This is a genomic window from Mucilaginibacter sp. CSA2-8R (genome assembly GCF_038806765.1).
Lineage (GTDB): Bacteria > Bacteroidota > Bacteroidia > Sphingobacteriales > Sphingobacteriaceae > Mucilaginibacter.
The window spans coordinates 4,484,619-4,511,611 of sequence record NZ_CP152389.1 but is presented as its reverse complement, the minus strand read 5'-3'; the positions used below and the strand labels follow the sequence as shown (position 1 = coordinate 4,511,611).

Here is a 26,993-nt window from a genome sequence, read left to right as displayed (position 1 = left end):
CAAAGCTTTGAAGCACTTAAAGGTTATAGCTTTTACGCATAAGCAGATTGAATTGAAGGAATTGGGAAAGTTGGTGCTTTGCCAGGAGAATCTGACTGAAAAACTTCAGCAGGTACAAAAACAATTCGACATTCCGGAAATGTTCTACTTATCTACCTGTAATAGGGTAGAGTTTGTAATGGCTACTGCCCAGCCTGTAGACAGAGACTTTGCCCAGCAGTTTTTACAAGCCTTGAGCATTGGCCTTTGCCCTTACTACATGAACACCTTTATTGATGCTGCATCGATATATGAAAACCAGGAAGCGTTAAATCATTTACTGCGCACCTCGTGCTCATTAGAAAGTTTGGTAGTTGGCGAAAAAGAAATTTTAGCTCAATTACGTAAGGCTTACGAGCATTGCCGTGTTGCCGGCCTAACCGGAGATTTTTTACGTATGGTAATGGGCTGTGTAGTTAAAACAGCAAAAGAGGTTTATACACACACCAATATCTCGCGCAACCCAATCTCGGTAGTATCGTTAGCTTACCGTAAGCTAAAAGAATTAAAGCAGTGCTTAAATGCACGCGTGTTGCTGGTAGGCGCAGGCGAAACCAATCGTAATATTTCCAAGTATCTGCAAAAGCATAAATATTCAAACTTTGCGGTGTTTAACCGTACACTGGCCAATGCACAAAAGCTGGCTGCCGATTTAAGCGGCGAAGCTTATGATCTGGAGGCTTTAAAAACGTATAACAAAGGCTTTGATGTAATCATCACTTGTACATCGGCTACGCAGCCTTTAATTACGGCCGAAGTATACAAATCATTACTTAACGGCGAAACCGACAGAAAAACTGTGGTAGATTTAGCTGTACCTAACGATACCGCTGCCGAAGTTTTAGAGCAATATCAGGTTAATTATATCGAAGTAAACTCGTTAAACGAAGTAGCTAAGAAAAACCTGAACGAGCGTTACCAGGAACTGGTGCATGCCGAAAAAATCATCAACCAAAACATAGATGAGTTTTTACCGATGCTTAAGCAGCGCCGCATTGAAGTAGCTATGCGCCAGGTGCCAGAAACCATTAAGCAAATTAAAGACCGTGCGTTAAATACCGTATTTGCCGATGAAGTGCAGGCGATGGACGCACAGTCGCGTCAGCTACTCGAAAAAGTCATTAACTATATGGAGAAAAAGTACATCAAAGTGCCCATGGTAATGGCTAAAGAAATTTTGATTAACAATAACTAATTTAGGATAGTATTTAAAATAAACCGCCAGCCTGATGTATCTGTCAGGCTGGCGGTTTATTTTATGGGTCATACGCGTATCTATTGAATAACGCTCAGGTCAAAGTCATGGCAGGTATCTTAAATCAATTCAATGTAACATTAATGGCAATGTATATTCTGCATGGCTGTCGGGTTTAATTAATGATATAGCTTTGCCAACCTTTTACATCCAAGCTAAGAGGACTTAATAAATATGGCACTGTTTTTAGTGTCAAATCATTTCAACTATGGTATCAGCCTTGCTCACTCCCAAACCTATACGCGATCAGCATAAAGGCGTAGCCACTATTCTGGCTTTCGCTTTGTTGCCTCTTTCGGGTTTTGCTACCGATATTTACATTCCATCGCTTCCGGCTATGGCGGCCTCATTAGGTGCCAGTAATAATCAGGTTCAATTTACCCTTACCTTGTTTCTGATTAGCTATGGTGTAACTCAGCTTTTTATTGGCAGTATATTAGATAGTTTCGGCCGGTATAAAATCGGTTTGTTTTCTTTGCTGTTGTTTGCGCTGGCCAGTATAGTTATTGCCAATACTTCCAGTCTGTATTTGATCTACCTGATGAGGATTGTGCATGGCATTACCGTTGGTGGTATTGTAGTAGCCAAGCGTGCCTTTTTTGTGGATATGTTTAGCGGCGATAAGCTTAAAAATTATTTGAGCTTATTTTCTATTATCTGGTCAACCGGGCCTATCATCGCGCCGTTTGTAGGTGGTTATTTTCAGGTGGCTTTTGGCTGGAAATCTAATTTTTACTTCTTAGGCATATTTGCTTTGGTGCTGGCCGTGCTCGAGGTTATTTATAGCGGCGAGTCATTACAACACTTTGCTGAGTTCACTATCAAAAAGGTCACCGATGTGTATACTACAATGCTCAAAACCACCAGCTTTACCCTGGGTATAGTAATGTTAGGTTTGGCCTACAGCATGGTGATGATTTACAACATGACCGGGCCTTTCATTATTGAGCATAATTTACATTTATCACCTGTGGTGGCCGGTTATAGCTCTCTGGTGTTAGGTTTTGCCTGGATGGTGGGCGGCTTTGTGGGCAAGGCCACTATTAACCATCCGTTTTTTAATCGTATTGCCGTTAACATTGCTTTGCAGGTGGCATTCGCTTTACTAATGCTGTTGAGTACAAAATATGTAACCAATTTGTATACGCTTACTCTGTTTGCATTTTTAATTCATGTGGCGGCAGGTTTCACATTCAATAATTTCTTTACTTACTGTTTAAGCAAGTTTCCTAAAAATGCAGGTATTGCCAGCGGCTTAACCGGCGGTATCAATTACGTTATTGTATCCGTTTTAAGCTATGTAATTGTGAGCGTTTTTCCGGCTAAAGATGAAGTTAACTTGGGCAGCAGCTATCTTATTCTAATTCTGTTGTCGGTAGGTATTATGGTTTTTCTGAAAATTAAGAATGCTTTAAGTAATGCCATCGGATAATTTTCATTTGGGTAGAACACCAACGTTTAGCCACGCCGTGTTTTATACATCTTATCGCGCAAGTCATAGCTTGTTCGTCAATCTATCCTCACATTGTTATAAAAATTGTTCTTAAAGCCCTGTAAAAGTTAAATTTGCCTGTAAATCAAAATTAACTCTTTGAACAGGATAGTTACTATTGGAACCCGTGGCAGTGAGCTGGCACTATGGCAAGCCAACTTTGTAAAAGATAGCTTAGCTGCTGTTGGCGTAATTGCGCAACTAAAAATTATAAAAACACAGGGCGACCGTATTCTCAACCTCAGCCTGGATAAGCTGGAAGGTAAAGGCTTTTTTACTAAAGAGCTGGAAGAAGAATTAATGGCAGGCACTATAGATATTGCGGTACATTCGCATAAAGACCTGCCTACAGAGCATCCGCCGGGACTCATCATCGCAGCAGTTTCAGAACGGGAAGACCCGGCTGAACTGTTGCTGATTTTGAAGGATTGTGTGGATGTTCATCAAAAATTGTCAGTCAAGTTTGGCGGATTGGTAGGTACATCCTCTAATCGTCGTAAGGCGCAGTTGCGCGCTTTACGCCCCGACCTGGAGATGGATGATTTGCGGGGCAATGTGCCTACCCGCATCGGCAAACTCCGCAGCGAAAACTACCATGCTATTATGCTGGCTAAAGCCGGTGTAAAGCGCCTGGGTATTGATTTAAGCGAGTTTCATGTAGAGGAATTAACACCTACCGAGTTTATACCGGCACCTGCTCAAGGTGCGCTGGCTATACAAATTCGCGAAAAAGATACGGAGTTGTACCACATTCTGCAGCAATTACATCATCCCGAGGTTGCCGAGGCATTGGCGGTTGAGCGTACGGTGTTAAAGCAGTTTGGTGGCGGCTGCCATATGCCATTAGGATGTTACTGCCGTAAGCATGAGGGCGTTTACCAGGTGTTCACTTCTAAGGCTGATACCGAAACTGATTTACCCGACCGCATGTTTATTACTTCGCCCACCACTGAGGGGCTGGTTGATAAAATTATTGCCAAGTTTGATAAAAGCCGTAAGCTGGCCGGCAAGGTTTTCATTTCGCGCGAGCTACCGGCGTCAAGCTATTTCAGGCGTGTGGTGGAAAAACATGGCAGCAAGGTAGAAGACCGTTCACTGATACGCACAGTACCGGTGATGACGATACTTAACCCTTACATTCTGCAAAATATTGATTGGGTATTTTTCACCAGCAAAAATGCGGTTGAATACTTTTTTCAGCTTAAGCCGCATTTTCCTCGCCCGGTAAAATTCGGGGTTATGGGTAGCGGGTCTGAAGATATGCTGCGCCGTAACGGGCACTTTGCCGATTATGTGGGCGATAGTGTGGATACGCAGGAAGTAGCTCAGGATTTTGCCCAAATAGCTAACGGTACTACCGTGCTATTCCCTGGTGCCGAAAACCCAATGCGCAGTATTCATAAGGCGCTGTCTGCCGAAACAAAAATTATCGATCTTCCAGTTTACGAAACCATGATTGAGGAGCAGGTAAATGGTACATCGGCTGATGTACTGGTGTTCACCAGTCCATCAAATGCCGAAGCTTATTTTGCTGATAATTTACTGGAGAACCACCAGCGGGTGATTGCCATTGGCAAATCAACCGGCAAAAAACTTGAAGAACTTAATATTAATTACACCCTACCATTCTCGCCGGATGAGGTTGGATTAGCTGAGGCTGTATTTGGATTATAGAAGCCCAAAATGGGATAATAGTTCATTGATGATAGTTCATCGTAGAATCAAATAAAGGTTGATAGTTTATGGGTCGCATCAAATATGAACCATGAACTATTGGCCATGAACACAAAGACTTATGTTACAAAGACCCAGAAGAAACAGAAAAAGTGAAGTGATCCGGCAGATGGTGCAGGAGACTTATGTGAGCGCGGCAAATTTGATATTCCCATTGTTCATTGTTGATGGCGAAAATCAAAAAAGTGAGGTTTCTTCAATGCCTGGCATTTTCAGGTACTCGGTAGATCATTTACTACGCGAAGTAGAAAGCTGCATGAATTTAGGGTTGAAGTCGTTCGACTTATTTCCGAATATTGATGAGTCTCTTAAAGATAAAATGGCTACCGAAAGCTACCGCGAAGAAAGCCTTTACCTGCGTGCCATCCGCGAGGTGAAAAAGGAGTTTCCGGAAGCATGTGTAATTACCGACGTAGCTATGGACCCCTACAGCAGCGACGGCCACGATGGTATTGTTGAAAACGGCGAAATTTTGAATGATGCTACACTCGAAGTTTTAGGCCAAATGGCCTTGGCCCATGCCCGTGCCGGTGCCGACATTATAGCCCCATCGGATATGATGGATGGCCGCGTAGGTTACATACGCCAGGTGCTGGATCAGCATGGTTACAGCGGCGTGTCTATCATGTCGTATTCGGCCAAATATGCCAGCGCATTTTACGGCCCGTTCCGTGATGCGCTAAACTCGGCACCGAAATTTGGTGATAAAAAAACATACCAGATGAACCCTGCCAACCAGCGCGAAGCTTTGATAGAAGCAGACTTGGACGAGCAGGAGGGAGCTGACTTTTTAATGGTAAAACCTGCCTTGCCTTACCTGGATGTTATCAAGCTCTTAAAAGATAACACCGAATTGCCCATTGCAGCCTACAACGTAAGCGGCGAATACGCCATGATTAAAGCGGCTATACAAAAGGGCTGGCTGAATGAGCAGCGCGTCATTACCGAAGTATTAACCAGTATACGTCGTGCTGGCGCTACAGCTATACTTACTTATCATGCAAAAGAAGTGTTGCAAAATAAGTGGTTATAGATAAAGTTGATAGCATAAGATAAAGAATATAGATGGCTTGCGTGTTAGATTATTCTGCAAGTAAGCACAATCAAACATACCATGTCTGAATCAAAAATTAATAACGTACCCGAAATTAGTCGTGCAAAATCAGCCGAATTATATGCCAAGGCAAAAACTTATTTTCCGGGCGGTGTAAACTCGCCGGTGCGTGCGTTTAAATCTGTTTACGGTACGCCCTTATTTATTAAAAAAGGCGACGGCGCTTACATATGGGATGCCGACGATAATCAGTTCATTGATTTTTGCGGATCATGGGGGCCATTAATTTTAGGCCATAACCATCCGGCTGTTCGCAATAAAGTAACCGAGGTGATGCAAAACGGCATGTCGTTCGGTGCACCAACGGCATTGGAAAACGAACTGGCCGAATTGATTTTGACCCATAACAAGTTCATCGAAAAAATACGTTTTGTAAGCTCGGGTACCGAGGCCGTAATGTCGGCCATCAGGCTGGCCCGCGGTTATACCAAGCGCGATAAAATCTTAAAGTTTGAAGGCTGTTACCACGGCCACGTAGATGCCTTGTTGGTAAAGGCAGGTTCGGGCTTGGTTACTTTCGGCGAAACATCATCCGCCGGTGTACCCAAATCATTTGCCGACGAAACTATTGTTATCGCTTTAAACGATAAAGAAGCGTTGGCCAAAGCTTTCGAAGATTTTAAAGACCAGATAGCTGCCGTAATTATTGAGCCTATCCCGGCTAACAACGGATTGTTATTACAACACCAGGAATTTTTACAATACCTGCGCGAAGCATGTACCGCAAACGGCACCTTACTGATTTTTGATGAGGTGATTTCAGGTTTCCGGGTGGGCTTTAATGGCGCTGCCGGTTTATACCAGATACAGCCTGATATTATCACTTATGGTAAAATTATTGGTGGCGGCTTGCCGGTAGGTGCTTACGGCGCATCTGCTCATATTATGAGTAATGTATCGCCAGAAGGTCCTGTTTACCAGGCTGGTACCTTATCGGGCAACCCGGTAGCCATGGCCGCTGGTATAGCGCAGCTTACCGAATTATTAAAACCCGATTTTTATACCGACCTTCATAATAAAACCAAGGTATTTATAAACGATATTGTAGAGTTTGTTAGTCAGCGTAATTATCCGTTACATATCTCGCACGTAGATTCAATCTTTTGGTTTGCTTTTGATGCCGGCAAAATCATTCGTAAAGCTGATGAGATTGACCCGCATAGCATGGAGAAATTTAAAACCATGCACTTGGAATTAATAAACCGGGGTGTGTATTTTGGCCCGTCGGGTTATGAGGTTGGCTTTGTTTCGGGAGCACATACCACGGCTATATTAGATAAAGCTAAACAAGTCATTTTTGAAAGTTTAGATGTAGTATTTGGCGCAGCCCGGCCGGCAACAGAAGATGCTGCGGCATTGGCTAAAGCCGATTTTAGAGAGTAATCAAAATTTGGAGCGTTGTTAACTGCTTAGTTTAAGACAATGAAAAGGCCTTTTATCATATTTTACGCGCTGATTATTTATACCCTGATGGAACTGGTGTGGTGGGGGTATATGCTGATTAGTTTGCAACCGGCCCGCACCGGCATGATTTTGGGCGAAGGCTCGATGTTTATCATCATTGTACTGGGCGGTGCCTTTTTGTTCCATCAATCGTTAAACAAAGAGCGTAGGTTACAGCATCAAAAAAAGAACTTTTTGCTGTCTGTAACCCACGAGCTAAAATCGCCGCTGGCAGCTATTAAACTTTATCTCGAAACGATACAAAAGCGTAGTTTAAGCAAACAGCAGGTAGATGATTTTGTAGGCAAATGCTTGCTGGATATTGACCGGCTGAACGATATGGTAGAAAATATGCTGTTAGCTGCCAAAATCGAAAATCAGTCGTATACTTTCCCTAAGCAGGAGTTCAACCTGTCGGTATTAGTTGATGGTATTGTTAACCGTTTGCAGATTAACAAATGCGATTTAAATCAGCAGCTAATCAATGCCGAAATTGAGCCTAAAATTGAAGTAACCGGCGATAAGTTTGCGCTAACATCGGTTGTAACCAACCTGATTGAAAATGCCATTAAGTACTCTCAGCCTTGCGAAACAGTAGAAGTAAAGCTGTTTTCTAAGGGCGGCAAAGTACACCTGCAGGTAGCCGACCATGGCATCGGTATAGCAGATGAAGAAAAAAGCCGTATTTTTGAAAGGTTTTACCGTGTAGGAAGCGAAGAAACACGTAACACAAAAGGCACGGGTTTAGGTTTATACATTGTAAAACAGGTTCTTGATAAACACCAGGCCGTTATACAGGTACGTGATAACCGGCCTGCAGGCAGTGTTTTTGAAGTAATATTTTAGTTAAACCTTTGTTTCAACACAACCTACATGAATAAGAAAAGAATTTTATTGGCCGAAGATGAAGAGCATTTGCTTGAGGCCATCAAATTAAACCTCGAACTGGAAGGCTATAAAGTAACTACCGCCAACAACGGCAAAAAAGCACTTCAAAAGTTTAAAGAAGAACGCTTTAACCTGGTGATATTGGACGTAATGATGCCCGAAGTAGATGGTTTTGTAGTAGCCGAAACTATCCGTTTAGAAAACTCGGAAGTGCCGATCATGTTCCTGACGGCTAAAAATACCAACGAGGATAAAATCCAAGGGCTTAAAAAAGGGGCAGATGATTATTTAACCAAGCCTTTCAACCTCGAAGAACTTATTTTACGGGTAAATAACCTGGTAAAACGCGGCCTTAAAGGTGATGATCTTAAAGAGTTTAACAGCTATAAAATTGGTGATAAAACAATTCATTTTAACTCGTTTGAGTTAATTAACGAAGACGGCTCAATCACACCTTTAACCAAAAAAGAAACGATGCTGCTAAAGCTGCTGATTGAGCGTCGTAATGAAGCTGTATCGCGTGAGCAAATTTTAGAAACAGTATGGAATTACGATGTTTACCCATCTACCCGTACTATTGATAATTTTATTCTAACCTTCCGTAAATACTTTGAACCCGATCCTAAAAACCCGGTTTATTTTCATTCCATTCGTGGTGTAGGTTATAAATTTACGGATAGCCACCATTAATATTAATGTTTACCAATAAAGCCCGCATACTTACCGCTGCTGCTTTTGTTTTGCTGATGGCATTTTTTATCTATCGGCAAACCTACGAACTGGCAGCTGTTGCACTATTATTAGCCGGCTTTTTAGTTTGGGGATATTTTAAAGAGGGCACTATTGTTTTAGCGGCTAAGCAGTTTCATGTTAAAGATTACAACAAGGCGGAGGCTTTGCTGCTGCAAATTAACCGGCCCGAATGGTTAAGCCGTAAACGACGCGGCTTTTACGAATTTATGATGGGCGGCGTTAGTTTATATAAACAAGAGTACCAGGCGGCAGAGCAGCACTATGAGGTTGCAGCACAATACCCCTTACGCTCGGTAAACGACCATGTGGCTGCTTTGGTGCACATTGTAAATATCAACATCAGGCAGGGCAATTATGAAAAAGCCAGGGCGTACCTGCAACTGGCCGAAGGTAAAGGCGAGCAGGTAAACGCCAAGATGAAAGCCGTAATAGCTAAACTGGAACAGGAATTACAACTACATACCAAGTAAATAATAGCAGGCTGCACAAGCCTGCTTTTGATATATGAAAGATTCGTTATTTATTAAAGCCGCATTTTCTCAGAAAACCGAACGTCCACCCGTTTGGATGATGCGCCAGGCAGGCAGGTTTATGCCGCAGTATTGGGAGATTAAAAACAAATACTCTTTTCTGGAGATGTGCAAAACGCCCGAAATTGCAGCTGATGTAACCATGCTGCCGGTTGATTTGCTGGATATTGATGCGGCTATCCTATTCTCGGACATTTTGGTTACCGGCGAAGCCATGGGCGGCGATTTAAGCTTTACGCAAGGCGTAGGGCCTAAGTTTGCCAACCCGGTACGCACTCAGGCTGATGTAGATAATTTAAGTGTTAACGTGCTCGATCGTTTACAATATGTGGCTGATGCCATTAAAGTAATACAGCAGCGTTTAAACGGCCGTATACCGCTTATCGGTTTTGCGGGCGCACCGTTTACCGTAATGAGTTATCTGGTCGAGGGCGGCTCATCGCGCGACTTTAAACTGACTAAGCTGATGCTGCATAATCAGCCAGCCTTAGCTCATCAGTTACTGAACAAAATTGCCCAGGTAACGGCTGATTATTTAAACCTGCAGATTGAAGCAGGCGTAAACGCCGTGCAGATTTTTGATAGCTGGGCTCAGGCACTGGCTTGGGACGATTATAAAGAATTTTCGCATTACTACATTCAGCAAATCATCAGTAAGCTTAACCGTAAAGACATTCCTGTAATCTCTTTTTGTAAAGGGAGTTCGGTTTTTGCGCCATTAATGGCGGAAGCTAAACCCGACGTTGTTTCTATTGACTGGAATGTTGACTTGCTGGATATGAAGCGCCGCTTACCGCAAGATATAGCCGTACAGGGTAACCTGGACCCGCATATTTTATATGCAGACAAACCGGTTATCAAAGAACGGATCCACCGCTTATTTGACCGGATGAAAGACGAGGATGGCTACATCTTCAATTTAGGTCATGGTATTATGCCTGATATCCCTTTCGACAATGTGAAATATGCCGTTGAGGTAATTAAGGAGTATAGGTAAAGCCCAGCCCCCCGGCCCCCTAAAGGGGGAGTAAAAGACTATGAAACAAGAATTTTCAACTTTAAAAATTATACTCCCCCTTTAGGGGGCTGGGGGGCGTGGTAATGTATATCTACATTAAAGCCATACATATTATTTTTGTAGTTAGCTGGATGGCGGGGCTGTTTTATGGCGTGCGGTTATTTATTTACCATACCGAGGCACAGGATAAACCTGAGGTAGAGCGCAACATCTTAACGGCCGAGTATGAACGCATAGAGCGTCGCTTGTGGAATATTATTGCTACCCCTGCCATGATACTGACGCTGCTGGCCGGTATAGCGATGGTGTTTATTGACAACTCCCTGCTACAGCAAAATTGGCTGATGGTGAAGCTTTGTTTTGTGGTTGGGCTGGTAGGGTACCACTTAATTTGCACTAACATGATAGAGCAAATGCGTAAAGGTATTTTTAAGTGGACTTCTTTTCAACTCCGTTTGTGGAACGAGGTAGCCACCATCTTTTTATTTGCTATCGTATTTCTGGCAGTGCTCAAAAGTGCTGTAGATTGGATTTACGGCATGTTAGGGCTTATTGCCTTTGCGATGATTATCATGTCGGCTGTAAAGATTTATAAGAACTACCGGGTTAAAAAGGGCATTAAGTAAGGGACTTTGTTTCTGCATGCCGCTGCAAACGAACACGATATTTTATTTAACCTTACCAGCTTGATGTAGCGCCACCGCCATTAAACCCGCTAGACGACGAAGAACTGCTGCTGCCACTACTGGTACTACCCCAATTGCCGTAACTGCTTCCTGAATTGCTATCAGAGCTTGAGCTACCGTTGTCGTTTGAAGAACCGGAGCTTAATCTGGAACTGCCCCAACCACTGCTTCGATTATTTGACTGAATGATAATATGACTGTTATAATTTGAGCTATTGTAAGAGTTAGAGCTACCAAAATACCCTTGACTTGGTTTACCCTTGTTATAAAAGTAAACGATAATTAAATACACTAAAAAACATCCCAGAACTATTCCGCCGGTATTGTCTCGGGCTGTAGAATGCGAGGTTGCGACATTTTCAGTGGTTGCGCTGTCGTCAGTTTTTACCGACTCATAAGGATGTGCATTAGCAATTGTGCGGTCTGATGCCTCTACAATATTGTAGATAGCGCTCCCATAATGTTTGCTTCTTAAATTGGCTTTGACGGTATCTAATATTTGTTCTGCATCCGCATCAGTAATAGTCGCCTGTAAATTTCGGGCTACTTCTAAACGCTGCAAACGTTGTTTAATGGCCAAAACATAAACTAAGCCGTTATCATTAGTGCCTACATGCCACCTCCGGCCGATCACTGTTGCAAATTCATCAATAGTATAATCAGATGGTACGTAATTTACTAATACAACGGCTAACTGTACGGTAGTTTTATTTTCAAACTTCCTGATACGTTCATTAAGCACCTCAATCTGCTTTTTCGAAAGCACATGAGCATAATCATTTACATAGGTGTTTTTTTGCGGTTCAGGTATTTTGGCAAACCCCAAAGTGGCTGTAAGCAGGCTCAACAATAAGAGCAATGATTTCATAAAGTAATAGGTTGAATTACAGTTGAAAGGTAATAACAAACTTTGACATTCTAAGCATGGCGCTATAGGTCGATTATGCTTGCATGCAGAAAGCATTTAGCTATCACAAACGAAAAATAGCCTGCCCTAAACCCAATAATTTTATTTGCATACACACATACCTAAACAAAAAATCCCGGCCAAACCTGACCGGGATTTTTTGTAATGTTATATGTTGAGCCTGCAAAATATCAGTTCTTGGCTCTTGATTCTTGTCTCTTTGTAGCTTATGCTAATTTAGCCAGCTCTTCGGCCATAGCAGCACCAATTTCGGCTGGTGATTCTACTACGCGGATACCGCACTCAGTCATAATTTTCATTTTTGCAGCAGCAGTATCATCAGCCCCGCCAACAATAGCACCAGCGTGACCCATACGACGGCCTGGAGGCGCTGTTTGGCCGGCAATAAAGCCTACTACCGGTTTAGTACCATGTTCTTTAATCCAGTGGGCGGCTTCAGCTTCCATACCACCGCCAATTTCACCAATCATGATAATGCCATGAGTTTCGGGGTCGTTCATTAACAGTTCAACCGCTTCTTTAGTAGGTGTTCCAATGATAGGGTCGCCGCCAATACCAATAGCAGTAGTAACGCCTAAGCCGGCTTTAACTACCTGGTCAACTGCTTCGTAAGTTAAAGTTCCTGATTTTGATACGATGCCTACATTACCTTTTTTAAAGATAAAGCCTGGCATAATACCAATTTTAGCCTCGTCGGCAGTAATTACACCCGGGCAGTTAGGGCCAATCAAGCGTGAGTCTTTACCTACTAAGTATTCTTTCACCTGGATCATATCCTTGGTTGGAATACCTTCGGTAATACAAACAATTACTTTAATGCCGGCTTCTGCAGCTTCCATTATAGCATCGGCAGCAAACGCAGGAGGTACAAAAATTATAGATACGTCGGCACCGGTTTGGTCAACCGCGTCTTTTACGGTATTGAACACCGGGCGCTCTAAGTGCTGTTGGCCGCCTTTACCTGGCGTAACACCACCTACCACCTGGGTACCGTACTCAATCATTTGTGAAGCATGATAAGTACCTTCGTTACCGGTAAAACCCTGAACAATTACTTTAGAATCTTTATTTACGAGAACACTCATGGTTTTAGTTTTAGTATGGCAAAGCTATAACTATTACGGGTATTGTCAAATAAATTAGTTTAATGTACTAATAACCGCAATTTTTGCTTGATCCAATCAAAAAGCACTTAGATGGCTTGATCGGTAACCGGAGATTTGTCAAGTCGGTAAATATTTTTCATCTCTACCCATTTCTCGCCGTTTTTTGCCCAAGGCAAAGGTTGCTGAAATTTCCACATCAGTTTTTCCCATTCCTGCACTTTGGGATTAGCTAAATCAAGTTTGCCTTTCTCATCCAGCGAAAAGTGGTCATCGGCCTCAATAATCATGAACAAGCGATTTCCCGTGCGATAAATGTTCATATCTCTGATGCCAGCCTGCCTTATACTATGAGTTATTTCGGGCCAGCTATGCTGCGGCTGATGATAAGTTTCGTATTCAGCAATCAAATCGGCGTCGTCTACCAGGTCTAATGCCATGCATATTCTTTTCATTAATTATTGACAGCTAAAAGGTGTTTCAGGTATATTAAATGATTGGTGAGCATAGCGGACTTTGCTTTATACAGAAATGTGATTGTTTAGTATTCTACATGTGTTAACAGGTCAGTCTTACTTACATTTACACGATGGCCTCGCCAACCAAAAAAGGCAATTACTGCAAAGCAAACGGCCGGAACGTAATAGCCCATCTGAATGTTGTTGTATACATCGCTGATATACCCGTAAAACCTTGGGATAATGGCGCCACCCACAATAGACATTATGATAAGGCTGCTTCCAAATTCGCGGTCGGGTCCTAAACCTTTAATGCCCAAAGCAAATATGGTTGGAAACATGATTGACATGAAGAATGCAATGGCAATGACAGTGTAAATAGCGATGTACCCATGAGCATATACCGCCACTACAGATAAGAAAACATTGATTACCGCATATACCGCCAGCAAGCTGTTAGATTTAAAATATTTCATTAAAAATGTGCCCACAAACCTTCCAATCAAAAATGCCAAACCACAGAGACTGGCAAAGTGACCGGCCGATTTTTCGGTGATACCTGCGGCGTGTGGGGCATACAAAACAAATAAACTTAAAACACAGGTTTGAGCTCCTACATAAAAGAATTGAGCCACTGCGCCCCAAGCCAGCTGCGGATGACGCAGCGTCTTAAAGATGCTGCCGTTATTAGCTTCGGTTTCATTGCTTTGTGCATCCGGTAATTTGGTAAACGAAAAGGCGATGGCAATAAGTAGTAATACCGTGCCTAAAACCAGGTAGGGTATTTTAACCGAGGAAGCTTCAGCGGCTAACGCCGCTTTCCGGGCAGCTTCGGTCATGGTGGCCAACTGGTTATCACTATGTGATTGGATCAAAATTAATTCGGTGCCTACAAACGGCGCTATCATGGTGGCAAATCCATTAAAAGACTGGGCAAAATTGAGTCGTTGCTCGGCATGGGCACTGTCGCCCAAAACGGTCATATAAGGGTTAGCTACTGTTTCGAGTATGGCCAGGCCACAGGCAATAATAAATAAGGCTACTAAAAAGAAAGAATATAATTGTGTATTAGCAGCCGGAATAAACAGGAAACTGCCTGCAGAGAATAATAGAAGTCCGGTAATTATGCCGGTTTTATAGCCAAACCGTTTCATAATCATACCAGCCGGAACGGCCATCAAAAAGTAAGCAGCATATACCGCAGTATCAACCAAAGTGGCCTGTACGTTTGATAAAGTGAACGAGCGCTTTAGATGAGGGATAAGTATAGGATCAAGATTATGTGCAAAACCCCATAGAAAGAAGAGGCTGGTGAGCAGTATGATGGCGAACGTATTATTGGATTTGGTCATTACAAGGTTTGCAGTATAATAATTTAATGCGGTGTGAAGTCAATATTACAGGGCGATATGCTATTTAAAAGGGACTTTTCGGTTTAAAATGCTTAAAATAAATTGAAGCCATTTTTACAGCTGCGGCAACCCCATTTGGTATACAATAAGTAGTTGCTATAATTGGTGTAAGTGCAAAGCAAATGTAGTTTTGCGGCAGCAAGACGTTTACTATAAATCTGACTTTGATTTGTAAAATTCCGACTTTTTAAGTTAGTGTATCTCCTTGCATATCTTAATCCTCTACAAAAAATAGAGGAATCAAAAGTTCATGGAGTCGCTTTGGTTTCTGTACTTACGCGGCGACATGCCCGTGAGCCTTTTAAAGGTTTTAGAAAAATAGGATACGTTTTCGAAACCTGTTTCCTGTGCAATTTCAGAGTAAGTAAGCTGGGTGGTTACAATCAGGTATTGGGCTTTCTCAATACGTTTTGATTGTATATAATCTAAAGGCCTGTCGCCAACAATGTGCTGAAAGTTTCTGGAAAAATAATCTGTATTTTGATTGGCACGCTCGGCCAACGAGCTTACGGTTATCTTTTTTTCCAGGTTAAGCATAATGTAGCTGATGGCATCATGGATTTTAACAGGCATATGCCTGAATTTTTTTTGTTTAAAAAGCTCGGGCGTTAAAAAGCGTGATATTAAATAGAGCAGTAAACCGTGCGTTTCTATGTAAACAGACAAACTCTGCTGGTTATTCAGTTCCTGATATTCTTCATAAAAAGCCTTCTTTTCATATATTTTAGGATTATCAGAGCGGTTAATGCCCCTGCCAGGGTTAATCAATAAAAGCTGTTTAAAGTTAAAGATATCCAGCTCTTGAGCCTTGATTTTATATATGGTGCGATTATTGGCAAACAACGATACGCCGTCGGTCGATTCCTCAAAAATTTGAATAAAATACTGGCTTAAGTAGTTGTCGCATTTTAGATCGCATAAAGTAAAACTCGGAATAAGGTATAAGAAGCCTGGCTCCAGGCTTAAGGTAGTACCTGCGCTCGAAATTTCGCCATGGCCGTCGTCTATATAATAGAGTCGGTAATATGGGCTCATAATGCCTTTATAATTCCATTTGGTGCCTAACTGCACATAATCAATATTTAGTAAGGAGAATGTATGCCTTAGCGCTCGCCTAATCATCGGTTTGATAATAATTGGTAGTCTAAGATGTAAAAAAGATCACAAGTAAGATGCGTTAATCACTTAAAGGTCGGATTATTACAAATAAAAGTCTTTTTAATTCATCACATTTCGGTGTGTTAACAGAGAACTGGAAAACACGCATACCATCAATCCGTTAAGCGTTGGCCAAGTAAATAAACCAAAAGTTAACGGTGATATGGCTTTAAAAAGGAACTTACTTCATGCTTAGGATAGCATGTTGATATAAGGCATTGCGGGCTTATAATAAGATAAATCACAATAGTTATTAAATATAGAACTGTAGGCCTGTGCATTTATAAATAGTCCTAATAACTCTAAAGTTATTAGGACTATTTTAATTTTTAACTTATTTAAAACGGTTTTCTAACTGATTATTGAACTACAGCCAGTTTGTTATCCTTAACTACCACCGGCTTCTGCCAAAATAACTGTGGATTATTAGTCGCAAAAGAGGTCATATAGCGGTTGCTTACTTTAGGTGCTTTAATGGTGTTATAACCACTTGGGTAAAGGTTCACGTAATCAACAATTCCTTTATCAGGCGTTCTGGTTTCAATGTTCCACTCGCTTTTAGTACTGCATTGCAGCCAGTATAAGTTTTTAGACATGTAATAGCCTAAGTAATACTCTTTAGTTTGCTTGTTCTTATTGTTCCAGTTGGCATCGTTATTCAGCACCAAATCATTCAGCTTGTCGGCATGTAGTTTTGCCCTCACTTCTTCAATGCTTAACAGATTGCCGTTTTTGTCGGCAACGTAAGCATTAAAGGTAGGGTCCATCCATACCCATTTGTTCAGGTTATCAGACCATACTACGTTAATCACATGGCAATCATTATCCAAGGTGTCTTTAGGCAAGCAGGTTACCATACGTGCCTTAAAGCCCTCGGCCTGATAGGCATCTTTTAAAATCGTTGCCATCATGCGGCAGTTTATGCCACGGTTTTCTTTCTGGCAAACCTCTATCAAATCTGTACCGTTTTTTAATGGCGGATTGTTCGAGCTGCCATCGTGTCTCACGGCGTTATGCACCCAAAACAACAGGTTTTTCATCCGGCTTATCTCGTCGCCCTTACCTGCAACAGAGTCCAAGTTATATTTGGTTTTAAAGGCCATCAGTTCGGGCGAGCTGGCCTCCTGGTAGGTAAATGCAGGTATTTCTTTATTTACTTTACGGTCATAAGTTCCCGACTGGCGCAGAATGTAACCCTTGTCGCCGCGTTCGCGTAAAGTTTGCAGGGCGGTTAAGTACCGTTTTTCTTTGTGCAAGCTTTCTAAATCACTATCGGCAATGGTATTGGTATAGTTACTGTAACCTAATGCCACGCATTTTTCAAACGAGCCTAAAGCAGCTTCTTTCTTACCCTGCAAAGCTTCGTAACAGGCAATGTTATAGTACATGCCCGGTTCCCAACCCTTAAAATAAGTTTTAACGCTGTCGGGCAATATGCTGTAATTGCGTACCCACTGTTTGAGTAAAGTATCGGCCCGCAAATACTTTTTGTTAGTTGAGGCTTCCTGCCGGTCTTTTTCCAGTTGAGCCGTGTAGCCTTTAAATATCTGGATAGGTGCCGATAAGGGTTTTTGTTGTGCCGATGCTGCAAAAAAGCTCAAACTCAATAATGCGGAGGCGAGTAGTTTTTTCATGATGCGAGGTTCAGTTAATTTCTATACAAGATGCAACACATTGCCGAAATGTTGCACTAAAAGTTAAATATTTTTAACTTTTCTAAATAAATATCCGAAAGAACAACTGGTACGGTTATACAGTTAACTCACTGTGTATTATGTTACTCTTTACCAGTAAATGCCATGACAAATACTGATGCTGCCACCAAGCAGATGAATAATGAAAAGCATTACATCAACCGAGTAGGCTGGCTCAGGGCCGGCGTGTTAGGCGCTAATGATGGCATCTTATCAACTACCAGTTTAGTAATTGGTGTAGCGGCAGCAACGGCGGTACGGGATACTATTATTTTAACGGCACTATCGGGACTAATAGCCGGTGCTATGTCGATGGCAGCAGGCGAGTACGTTTCGGTAAGCTCGCAGGAAGATACAGAAAAGGCTGATATTGCCCGCGAAAAAGCTGAATTGCAGGAAATGCCCGAGCAGGAGTTGCAAGAGATTATCGCTATTTATAAAAACCGCGGCCTCAATGATGACTTGGCCCATGAAGTAGCCGTTGCCTTAACCAAGCATAACGCGCTCGAAACTCACTTGCGCGACGAGTTAGGCATGACCGAAATATCGGCAGCTAAACCACTGCAGGCAGCATTGTCATCATTTGCTGCGTTTTTGTTTGGGGCACTGTTACCCTTAGCCGTATCAATATTTGCACCGTTAAAAGCCATGATATTTTGGCAATACGGTTGCTCCATTATCTTTTTGATGTTTTTAGGCGCATTGGCTGCCAAAACAGGAGGAGCTCCACTTTTAAAAAGCATGGGCAAAATTTGTTTTTGGGGTACCATTGCTATGGCTACTACTGCTTTAATTGGCCACCTGTTTGGTACCCATGTTAGTTAAGCCGGTTACCGATAACTAATGGCCCAGCTGCAACTCAAACCCGTGCATTGGCAGGTTAAAATAATAGCGCAGTGAGTAGCCCTGTTTAATGCAAATTTGCTTTAAAATGGCCAGCCCCAAACCCACACCGTCTGATTGCGGGTCTTTATAAAACCGTTCGAAAATCTGGTTTTCTGACAAGGCACTGGTATTGCCTGTGTTTTCGAAATTTAACAATCCGTTTTTAACGTTGATGTGTATTTCGCCGCCGGGCTTATTGTGGCGTATGGCATTACTAAACAGGTTGTTGAGCAAAATATCAAACTGGTATTTATTGCCCGAAATAGTGGTGCCGTCAAAACTACAGTACACCTTAATGTTGCGCTGCGAAATTAACTCCTGGAAATTATCTATCTTTTGTTTAATCAATTCGGCCGGGTTCAATTGCTCTTTTTCGCCTAAAAGGTTATGGTCAATTTTTACCAGCAGCAACAAAGATTGATTGATTTTATTGAGCCGGGTAGTGGCTTTATACAAATCTAACAGGGCTTGGCTGTCGTTTTCGGCAAGGGTTCTGGATTGCAGTAGGGTATCCAGTTTGGAGTTGATGATGGCAATAGGGGTCATCATCTCGTGCGAGGCATTTTCGGTAAACAGTTTAATTTCCTTAAAATCATCCTCTATCTGTACCGTCATCTGTTTAACGGCCTCATTTAGTTGTTTAAATTCATTAATGTCGGTATCAATAGCCGTATAGTTACCATGCTTTACATTAAAGCCTTTTATTTGGTCCAATACCTCGTAAAACGGTGACCAGAGTTTTAACAGCAAGTACCGGTTAAGGAGGGCCAGTAGTCCGCATAAAACAATAACTGGTATAATAATGGCCCAAAAAATAAGCTGAACCTGGCGTACTTGCTCGGCTTTAGAATTAATTATCAGCACATGCAAAGGCTGGCCCTGTATAACCACATCAGCTTTCAGGTAGCGGGCATATTCATTTACCTTCTTTTTAGGGTTGTAAAAAGTAGTATCGCCCGATAATTTTTGTTTTAAAGCTTTATTCGCTTTTTTATATTCAATTACCAGGTTCGGTTCTTCGGGCGGGGCAGGGGCAATGTTTTTAACATGCGCATAGTCGTTCACCTCCATCAATTCTTCGCCCAGGTTTTCGTCAATTTTACTGTTTAGCGTATAAGTGAGCGCTTGGTAAAAAAGAATGCCTACAGCTACCAGCCCGGTAAGCAGCACCATTAAAAGTATGCGGTTGTATTTTGCAAATAAGTTCATACGTCAGAAAATCGGTATCCTACTCCATAAACTGAATGAAAATAATCTTTAGCGCCGGCATCCGACAATTTTTTACGGATATTTTTTATGTGCGTATAAATAAAATCAAAGCTATCGGCCATGTCGGCATCATCGCCCCACAGATGTTCGGCCGCGGCACTTTTGGATATTGCTTTGCCTTTGTTGTAAATAAAGTAAAGCAGCAGGTCATACTCCTTGCGCGTAAAATGCAGTTCGTGCCCGTTTACCGATACAGTTTTGGCATTTAAATCAACCCCAATTTCATTAAAAGTAAGTTCGTTGGAAAGCTGGTTATTTTTACGCCTGATGATGGCCGCAATGCGCGCGTTTAACTCCGACAGGTGAAAGGGTTTAATCAGGTAATCATCGGCACCAAGGTTCAGGCCGGTAATGCGGTCGTCGAGCGCGTTGCGGGCCGATATAATCACCACGCCTTCGGTTTTCTGTAACGATTTCAAGTATTTCAGCAACTTTAAACCGTCGCCGTCGGGCAGCATTAAATCCAGCAAAATACAGTCGTAACTATACAGTGAAATTTTTTGGTAAGCCGTTTCATACGTCACCGCCGTTTCGCATAAATTACCTTCGGAGGTCAGGTATTCCTTTATCGCCGAGGATAAATCGGGCTCATCTTCTACAATCAGGATTTTCATTTCCGAAAATTATAAAGAAATGTTGAAGATAATCTGTTGATTTGTTAGTGAAGCCCGGTTCTTCAAACTTTCTTCAAACTCACTGCGTACATTTATTTCGTAATTTCTACCTACTGAATAATTATGGCCATCATTGAACCTGTAAAACAAAATCCGCTACACCCATCCGAAACCCGGAAATATTCACTTTCTATCAGGCTATGGCATTGGCTCAATGCGCTGGTTATTACGGGCTCGTTGCTTACGGTATTGCTCAATAGCACCCTCACCGATAAAAGAGTAACCGGTGCTGTTATTGCCGAACAGGCAGTTAAGAGTGGTTTAAATATATCTGCCGATGTAGCCAATCAAATTGGCCACGAGTTGGAAGACAAGGTTTGGGATGTGCACGCCTACATTGGCTTTGTGTTGGTGGCGCTGCTGCTTTGGAGAATTATTTACGAAATAGTAAGCCCAACTTCGCAGTCTTTGTTCCGCAAAGTAAATGTAGCCCGTTTAGCGTTGAAAAACGGGGGCGAAGAAGCCCGGCTGGCGCGCCACGAACTGGTGGTTAAGTTGTTATATTTCGCCTTATATCTGGTGCTTATTTTAATGGGTACTACCGGTCTCATGCTTTATTTCAAACATAATTTGGGTTTAGATAGAGCATTATCTCACAGTATACAGGAGGTTCATGGGTTTTGTATGTACCTGGTTATCGCATTTATTGTAGTCCACGTGGCTGGTGTTTTATTGGCCGAGCGTAAACAAAGCCCCGGCATCGTGTCAGATATGATTAATGGGGGTGGTAAATAAGCAGTCGGCTTAATTGTAATCTCAGACTAATATATCCAGCAAAAATTTTTCCGACCGGCCACTGCTATGATTGACAGCATAATAGCGTTCTCTGTAAAAAACAAACTTATTATTGGTTTAATGGTGCTGCTGCTTATTGCTGCAGGCATCTTTTCGGCATCCCGTTTACCGGTTGATGCCGTGCCCGATATTACCAGTAATCAGGTATTGGTGATCACCGTGTCGCCATCACTTGCCGCACCCGAAGTTGAAAGGTTGATTACAGCACCTGCCGAACGGGTAATGGCTTCGTTGCCTAAGTTAAAAGAGATGCGTTCTATATCGCGTTTCGGTTTATCAAACGTAACGGTTGTTTTTGATGATGATGTAGATATTTACCTGGCCCGGCAGCAAGTAAGCGAGCGTTTAAGCCAGCTAAAAGGAATGATACCGCCATCCATAGGCGAACCGGAGATGGGGCCGGTGAGTACCGGTTTGGGCGAGGTGTACCAGTATTACGTAGTACCCAAGCCCGGTTATGAAACCCGTTATACCCTTACCGAACTGCGCACCATGCAGGAGTGGATTGTGCGCCGGCAATTATTAGGAGTGCCTGGTGTGGCCGATGTAAGCAGCTTGGGCGGCAAGCTTAAACAGTATCAGGTAGTAGTTAACCCCTTGCGGTTAAAAGCCATGAATGTTACGCTGGATGAACTTTTTAACGCCGTACAGCAAAATAACGAGAACACAGGCGGTGCTTACATAGAAAAGGGCCCCAATGCTTACTATATACGTACCGAAGGCTTAGCCCAAACTGCCGACGACCTACGCAATATCCCGGTGAAAAATGTAAGTGGTATACCGTTGCGGGTATCAGATGTAGCCGATGTAAATGAAGGGGATGCACTGCGTTTTGGTGCTATGGTAAATAGTAAATACGGCGAGGTAGCCGGTGCCGTGGTACTGATGCTGAAAGGTGCCAATGCCATGGACGTAGTTAAAAAAGTAAAGGAGCGCGTTGAAGAAATTAAAACCCGCCTGCCTGAGGGGGTCACCATTATGCCCTACTACCAGCGCAGCAAAATGGTGGGCAATGCCATCTCTACCGTAGAGCATAACCTGATAGAAGGCGCACTGATTGTGGTTTTTGTACTGGTGGTTTTTTTAGGCAACCTGCGGTCGGGCCTGGTGGTGGCATCGGTTATACCGCTGGCTATGCTGTTTGCCTTAATCATGATGAATGCCTTCCACGTTTCGGCCAACCTCATGAGCTTGGGTGCGCTTGATTTTGGTTTGATTGTGGATGGTGCCGTAATTATAGTAGAGGGGGTGATGCACCGCTTTAAAGATAAAATTGGAACTAACGGCGGCAAAGAATTTTCTAAAGACGAGGTAGATGATGAAGTGAAGCAATCAACCTCAAGGCTGATGAATGCTGCCATTTTCGGGCAGGTTATTATTTTGATTGTGTACATGCCTATCCTGAGCTTGCAGGGCATTGAGGGTAAAATGTTCAGGCCTATGGCCGAAACGGTTGCTTTTGCATTAGTGGGTGCTTTCATCCTGTCGCTCACTTATGTACCTATGATGACGGCGCTAACCATTAACCGTAAACCATCAGATAAAAAGAGCTTTGCCGATAAATTGATGGCGGGCATCCACAAACGCTATGAGCCTGTTTTGCTAAAAGCTATCCACTATCCAAAAACCGTCATGGCTATAGGTTTGGTGCTTTGCGGTTTAGCCTATATGGTATTTAACGGTTTGGGCGGCGAGTTTATACCGCAGCTGGAAGAAGGTGATTTAGCGCTGGATGCTCGCTTTTTACCCGGCACCTCTTTAACTCAAACGATTAATGGAATGAAGCTGGCCTGTGCCGAACTTAAAAAGTTTCCGGAGGTGCAGCAGGTTACTTGCCGCGTAGGCTCAGCCGAAATACCGACCGACCCGATGTCGTTGGAGCAGTGCGATATTTTTGTTACCCTTAACGATAAATCAGACTGGAAAACCGCGCACGATTACCCAACCTTGCAGGATACGATGAGTAAGCGGCTATCGCAGATTCCGGGCCTGAACGTCGGTGTAGAATACCCGGTACAAATGCGCTTTAACGAGCTGATTTCGGGATCGAAGCAGGATGTGGTGGTAAAGATATTTGGGGATGACTTGCAGCAACTGTCTAATTTATCGGGCAAGCTGACTGGCATCATCAGCCATATCAAAGGCGCGGTCGACGTAACTCCCGAAAAAGTGGTTGGTTTGCCGCAAATGGTTATCCACTACAACCGTTCAAAAATGGCGCAGTACAACGTTAATATCAGCCAGGTTAATCATATTATTAATGCTGTGTTTGCCGGGCAAAAGGCCGGCAATGTTTACGAAGGCGAGAGGCAGTTTGATGTAGTAGTGCGCCTGGCCGACTCGGCCCGTTCCAACCTCAATAACATCGGCCAGTTACAGGTAAATACACCAAGTGGTATGCAAGTGCCCTTGCAGCAATTGGCAACCATCGGTATTAAAGACGGCCCCAACCAGATACAGCGCGATGACGGGCAACGTCGGATTTCTGTATCGTTTAACGTGCGCGGCCGCGACGTGCAAAGCGTAGTAAAAGACTTGCAGCAACAGGTACAGCAAAAAATGAAGTTACCGGCAGCTTACCACTTTGATTACGGCGGGCAATTTGAAAATCTTAACTCGGCTAAAAGCAGGCTGGCTATTGCGGTTCCGGCGGCGCTGTTTATCATATTTATCCTGTTATTTTTTGCCTTTGGGCAATTGCGCGAAGCACTGATTGTGTTTTCGGCCATACCATTATCAGCCACCGGTGGCGTGTTTGCATTATGGTTACGGGGGATGGATTTTAGTATCTCGGCCGGTGTTGGTTTTATAGCCCTGTTTGGGGTAGCGGTGCTTAATGGCATTGTGCTTATCAGCGAGTTTAACCGCCTGAAAAAAGAAGGTGAAGATGATGTGGAAGAACGCATCCGTAAAGGCACTGATAACCGCTTACGTCCGGTACTGATGACCGCCACCGTTGCTTCGCTGGGCTTTTTGCCTATGGCGGTGTCATCCCACGCTGGTGCCGAGGTGCAGCGGCCGTTGGCTACCGTGGTAATAGGTGGTTTAATTACGGCAACGCTGTTAACCTTAGTGGTATTACCCGCACTGTATCGCCAGTTTGCGGCCGAAAAATCTGAAAAACCGGAATCTTCTGGTGGTGATGGTTTGAAGCAAGCAGCAACTGTTATCTTATTGTTGTTTTCGTTCCAACTGGCCATTGCACAGGCTCCTGCCGGTAAGCCGGTAAGCGCTGTAACTGTGGTTAACCAGGCCATTGCAGGTAATAATTATTTAAGGGCAGCGCAAAATCAAACACAGGCCTCGCGGGCCAACATCGGTACCGCTTTTGATCTACCCAAAACACAGGTAAATTACGACATTGGCCGGTTAAACAGCCCGTATACCGACGACAGGATAGGCGCTATGCAAACTATCAATCTGCCATTTTATTATACCTCCATGCATAACCTTTTAAAAGCAGAAAGTAATCTGACGGCCGTGCAGGAAGAAATTATTAAAAATCAGGTAGCTTTCCAGGTAAGGGACATTTACTTACAAATTGCTACCAACCTGGCCAAGCTTAAACTGCTCGACAGCGAGGATTCGGTTTACCACGAGGTCATCAGGCTGGAGCAGCTAAGGTTCAAGCTGGGCGAATCATCCAAGATAAATTTAACCAGTGCCGAGGCTAAGGCAGGGATGCTGAAAAACCAGCGCCGCCAAACCGAAACCGAAATCAGGGTGCTGCAAAACCGCTGGCAGGTATTGCTTAATACGGCCGACTTATACCTCTCGCAGGATGTTGGTCCGCCAAAATGGTACACTGCCTTATTGCCAGACTCGACAGCAGCTTTACAGCACCCCGAGGTAAGGCAGGCCAAACAACAGGTGGTGGTAAATGATTTACGCATACGCACAGCTCGGAGCCGTGCCCTGCCCGAGGTAACTCTGGGGTATAATAATCAAACCTTTGTAGGAATTGACCCTGCCAACAATAGTAAAATGTTAACCCGTACAGACAGGTTTTCATCGTACTTGGTTGGAGTAAATGTTCCGTTGTTTTTTAAGCCTTACCGGGCGGCTATACGGGCGGCGTCTTTTCAGCAAAAAGCAGCCGCTTATAATTACTCGGGCAAGCAGGTAGAGTGGTTGGGGCAATGGAAACAGGCTTACGAGCGCTATGCACAGCAGCAGCAGGCGTTAAGCTATTATGAAATTACGGCTGCACAGCAAGCCAATGAGTTATTGCGCACGGCAACATTATCATTTAAAAACGGAGGCATCAGTTACCTGGAGTGGGCTAACTTTCACGCGCAGGCAGTGCAGTTACGCAATGAGCGGCTGGATGCACTGCTGCAATTAAATCAAAGTGTGAACACACTATGGTACTATCAAAACGAATTAGGAAAGCCATGAAAATTACGCATATCTGCACTTATATATTATTGTTAGCGGTTTTGGCCGGTTGCGGCAGTAAAAAAGAGGAAAAGAAGGAAGCTGAACAGCTCGGTCAGCCTAAAGCTTCCGGTAACAGTATTGCTTTTACACCTCAACAATATAAAAATGGCGGTATAGATACCGGTAAATTGCCCGAGCACGAACTGGTAACAGAAATACATGTAAACGGCAAGGTAGACGTGCCACCCCAAAATATAATTTCGGTTAACGTACCTATGGGCGGTTTTTTGAAACGTACCACCATGCTGCCCGGCCAGCCGGTGAGCCGGGGGCAGGTTATTGCCCAAATCCAAAACCAGGATTATGTAACCATTCAACAGGATTACCTTACCGCGGTAAGCCGTATGGTTTTTTTGAGGCAGGAACTCGACCGGCAGCGCGAGCTGAGCCGGCAACAGGCCAGTCCGCTCAAATTATACCAGCAAACACAAGCCGATTACAGCGGCGAACAGGCACAGGCTGCGGGCCTGGCCCAAAAGCTAAGGTTGCTGGGTATTAACCCCGCTATGCTTAATGCCGGTAACATCCGCTCGGTTATTACTATTACGGCGCCTATTTCGGGCTTCGTGTCGCAGGTGTTTGTTAATGTGGGTAAGTATGTTAACCCATCCGATATTTTAATGGAACTGGTGAGCACGGATGATATCCATGCTGCGTTGACAGTTTTTGAGCAGGACATTCCCAAGATAAAAATTGGCAGCAGTGTGTCTATATCCCTGCCAAGCCTAGCTGATAAGGTTTATCCCGGCAAAGTGATACTGATTGGCCGCATGCTCGATACAAGCCACAGCGTAATGGTACATTGCCACTTTTTACGGGCCGACCGCAATTTGCTGCCTAATATGTTTTTGCAAGCTGCTATCCGTACCAAACCTCACACCACCGTAGCATTAAGCGATGAGGCTGTTGTAAATTATGAGGGTAAAGATTATGCCTTTATTGCTGAGCCGCAAAAAAAGCAAATTAAGTTTAGCATGGTGCCGGTAACCATTGGTACAAAACAGGATGGATGGAACGAAGTAAAGTTCGCCGATCCGTCATACAAAAGCAAAACTTTTGTCACCAAAGGGGCATTTGCTATCCTTTCCTCCATGAAAAATTCGGGAGAGGGAGATTAATCATAAAAACTTCAGATTTTCTTCAACATTGGCTTCGATAATTACTTTCAGATGCCGGCAAAGTGACAGAGATTAAGGCGATAAGTATTTATCGGTACAATACAGTT

Annotated in this window: 22 protein-coding genes; 14 read left to right on the top strand and 8 right to left on the bottom strand. The window is 43.4% G+C overall.

The genetic code is table 11. From position 1 onward, the window contains the following. Positions 1 to 7: 7 nt before the first annotated feature. From hemA to AAGR14_RS19190, 10 genes are all read left to right on the top strand, one after another. Entirely contained in the window at positions 8 to 1,234 is a 1,227-nt protein-coding gene (gene hemA, locus AAGR14_RS19235; RefSeq protein WP_342645866.1) for a glutamyl-tRNA reductase, read from the top strand. A gap of 268 nt (positions 1,235 to 1,502) precedes the next feature. Next, positions 1,503 to 2,726, top strand: a complete 1,224-nt coding sequence (locus AAGR14_RS19230) for an MFS transporter (protein WP_342645865.1) — start codon at positions 1,503 to 1,505, stop codon at positions 2,724 to 2,726. Between the two features lie 159 nt (positions 2,727 to 2,885). Then, on the top strand, positions 2,886 to 4,460 hold the full coding sequence (hemC, locus tag AAGR14_RS19225) for a hydroxymethylbilane synthase (protein ID WP_342645864.1): 1,575 nt from the start codon (positions 2,886 to 2,888) through the stop codon (positions 4,458 to 4,460). A gap of 121 nt (positions 4,461 to 4,581) precedes the next feature. Continuing rightward, the gene (hemB, locus tag AAGR14_RS19220; protein ID WP_342645863.1) at positions 4,582 to 5,553 is read left to right on the top strand and encodes a porphobilinogen synthase; all 972 of its coding nucleotides are present in this window, start codon (positions 4,582 to 4,584) and stop codon (positions 5,551 to 5,553) included. Between the two features lie 81 nt (positions 5,554 to 5,634). Further along, positions 5,635 to 7,017, top strand: a complete 1,383-nt coding sequence (gene hemL / locus AAGR14_RS19215) for a glutamate-1-semialdehyde 2,1-aminomutase (RefSeq protein WP_342645862.1) — start codon at positions 5,635 to 5,637, stop codon at positions 7,015 to 7,017. A 39-nt stretch (positions 7,018 to 7,056) separates the two neighbouring features. After that, positions 7,057 to 7,923 (top strand): ATP-binding protein, encoded by an 867-nt coding sequence (locus AAGR14_RS19210; RefSeq protein WP_342645861.1) that lies wholly within the window; start codon positions 7,057 to 7,059, stop codon positions 7,921 to 7,923. A gap of 27 nt (positions 7,924 to 7,950) precedes the next feature. After that, entirely contained in the window at positions 7,951 to 8,655 is a 705-nt protein-coding gene (locus tag AAGR14_RS19205; RefSeq protein ID WP_342645860.1) for a response regulator transcription factor, read from the top strand. 5 nt (positions 8,656 to 8,660) lie between these two features. Next, positions 8,661 to 9,188, top strand: coding sequence for a hypothetical protein (locus tag AAGR14_RS19200; protein ID WP_342645859.1), 528 nt, complete (start codon positions 8,661 to 8,663; stop codon positions 9,186 to 9,188). Between the two features lie 34 nt (positions 9,189 to 9,222). Next, a complete protein-coding gene (gene hemE, locus AAGR14_RS19195) occupies positions 9,223 to 10,245 on the top strand; it encodes a uroporphyrinogen decarboxylase (RefSeq protein ID WP_342645858.1) in 1,023 nt (340 codons plus the stop codon). A 104-nt stretch (positions 10,246 to 10,349) separates the two neighbouring features. Then, a complete protein-coding gene (locus AAGR14_RS19190) occupies positions 10,350 to 10,892 on the top strand; it encodes a CopD family protein (RefSeq protein ID WP_342645857.1) in 543 nt (180 codons plus the stop codon). A 52-nt stretch (positions 10,893 to 10,944) separates the two neighbouring features. Here AAGR14_RS19190 and AAGR14_RS19185 read toward each other — a convergent pair whose 3' ends face one another. The 6 genes from AAGR14_RS19185 to AAGR14_RS19160 form a co-directional block, all read right to left on the bottom strand. Continuing rightward, a complete protein-coding gene (locus AAGR14_RS19185; protein WP_342645856.1) occupies positions 10,945 to 11,820 on the bottom strand; it encodes a TPM domain-containing protein in 876 nt (291 codons plus the stop codon). Positions 11,821 to 12,086: 266 nt separating this feature from the next. Continuing rightward, positions 12,087 to 12,965 (bottom strand): succinate--CoA ligase subunit alpha, encoded by an 879-nt coding sequence (gene sucD, locus AAGR14_RS19180; protein ID WP_342645855.1) that lies wholly within the window; start codon positions 12,963 to 12,965, stop codon positions 12,087 to 12,089. Positions 12,966 to 13,072: 107 nt separating this feature from the next. Then, positions 13,073 to 13,438, bottom strand: a complete 366-nt coding sequence (locus AAGR14_RS19175) for an L-rhamnose mutarotase (protein ID WP_342645854.1) — start codon at positions 13,436 to 13,438, stop codon at positions 13,073 to 13,075. Positions 13,439 to 13,524: 86 nt separating this feature from the next. Next, entirely contained in the window at positions 13,525 to 14,793 is a 1,269-nt protein-coding gene (gene fucP / locus AAGR14_RS19170; RefSeq protein WP_342645853.1) for an L-fucose:H+ symporter permease, read from the bottom strand. A gap of 300 nt (positions 14,794 to 15,093) precedes the next feature. Beyond that, a complete protein-coding gene (locus tag AAGR14_RS19165) occupies positions 15,094 to 15,975 on the bottom strand; it encodes an AraC family transcriptional regulator (protein WP_342645852.1) in 882 nt (293 codons plus the stop codon). Between the two features lie 395 nt (positions 15,976 to 16,370). Then, entirely contained in the window at positions 16,371 to 17,645 is a 1,275-nt protein-coding gene (locus AAGR14_RS19160) for a transglutaminase domain-containing protein (RefSeq protein ID WP_342645851.1), read from the bottom strand. A gap of 165 nt (positions 17,646 to 17,810) precedes the next feature. On the opposite strand from AAGR14_RS19160, the gene AAGR14_RS19155 reads away from it, so the two are divergent. Further along, the gene (locus AAGR14_RS19155; RefSeq protein ID WP_342645850.1) at positions 17,811 to 18,530 is read left to right on the top strand and encodes a VIT family protein; all 720 of its coding nucleotides are present in this window, start codon (positions 17,811 to 17,813) and stop codon (positions 18,528 to 18,530) included. Positions 18,531 to 18,545: 15 nt separating this feature from the next. Here the strand turns inward: AAGR14_RS19155 and AAGR14_RS19150 are convergent, their stop codons facing one another. Further along, positions 18,546 to 19,799, bottom strand: coding sequence for a HAMP domain-containing sensor histidine kinase (locus tag AAGR14_RS19150; protein ID WP_342645849.1), 1,254 nt, complete (start codon positions 19,797 to 19,799; stop codon positions 18,546 to 18,548). Continuing rightward, positions 19,796 to 20,473, bottom strand: coding sequence for a response regulator transcription factor (locus AAGR14_RS19145; protein WP_342645848.1), 678 nt, complete (start codon positions 20,471 to 20,473; stop codon positions 19,796 to 19,798). The genes AAGR14_RS19150 and AAGR14_RS19145 overlap by 4 nt, the downstream gene beginning before the upstream one ends. A gap of 123 nt (positions 20,474 to 20,596) precedes the next feature. Here AAGR14_RS19145 and AAGR14_RS19140 point away from each other — a divergent pair, with 123 nt between their 5' ends. The 3 genes from AAGR14_RS19140 (at position 20,597) to AAGR14_RS19130 (ending at position 26,886) form a co-directional block, all read left to right on the top strand. Further along, positions 20,597 to 21,268: a cytochrome b/b6 domain-containing protein gene (locus tag AAGR14_RS19140; protein ID WP_342645847.1), complete on the top strand. Its 672-nt coding sequence runs from the start codon at positions 20,597 to 20,599 to the stop codon at positions 21,266 to 21,268. Between the two features lie 66 nt (positions 21,269 to 21,334). Beyond that, positions 21,335 to 25,726 carry a CusA/CzcA family heavy metal efflux RND transporter gene (locus AAGR14_RS19135; RefSeq protein WP_342645846.1) on the top strand — a complete coding sequence of 1,464 codons (4,392 nt, stop codon included), beginning with the start codon at positions 21,335 to 21,337 and terminating at the stop codon, positions 25,724 to 25,726. Beyond that, on the top strand, positions 25,723 to 26,886 hold the full coding sequence (locus AAGR14_RS19130; RefSeq protein WP_342645845.1) for an efflux RND transporter periplasmic adaptor subunit: 1,164 nt from the start codon (positions 25,723 to 25,725) through the stop codon (positions 26,884 to 26,886). The genes AAGR14_RS19135 and AAGR14_RS19130 overlap by 4 nt, the downstream gene beginning before the upstream one ends. Positions 26,887 to 26,993: the final 107 nt, after the last annotated feature.